Consider the following 413-nt stretch of genomic DNA (forward strand, 5'->3'; position numbering starts at 1 on the left):
ATCCTGGAGGCGTTCGAACACTTCGAGGTGCGGACGCCGACGGTCCCGGTGTGGTCGGCGACGCTGGCCGCGCCGTTCCCGGGGGACGCCGAGGAGGTGCGGCGGGTCTTCGTCCGGCACTTGGTGGAGACCGTTCGGTTCCGGCAGACGATTGAGGGCATGTATGAGGCCGGGATTCGGGCCTTCGTCCAGGTCGGCACCGGGGCTTTGGCGACGGTGATCGGTGATGTGCTCGGCGAGCGGGACCATCTGGCCATCGCGGCGAACGCGCCGCAGCGGGAGGGGATGGCTCAGCTTCGGCGGGTCGCGGCGGCGTTCTGGGCTGAGGGATTCCAGACCAGTGATGCGCTGTTCGGTGGGCGTGCGAAGACGACGCCGGCGAAGCGGCGCAGTGCTCCGATGCAGTTGGATCT

The 413-nt window shown here is 69.0% G+C and carries 1 protein-coding gene; it reads left to right on the plus strand.

Features of this window, described 5'->3' with window-relative positions; all coding sequences use genetic code 11:
* Positions 1-413 (plus strand): hypothetical protein (locus tag GWK61_RS55405; protein WP_194922393.1); only part of this gene is annotated, 413 nt, incomplete at both ends.

This window comes from Catenulispora rubra (genome assembly GCF_015356825.1).
Taxonomy (GTDB): Bacteria; Actinomycetota; Actinomycetes; order Streptomycetales; family Catenulisporaceae; genus Catenulispora; species Catenulispora rubra.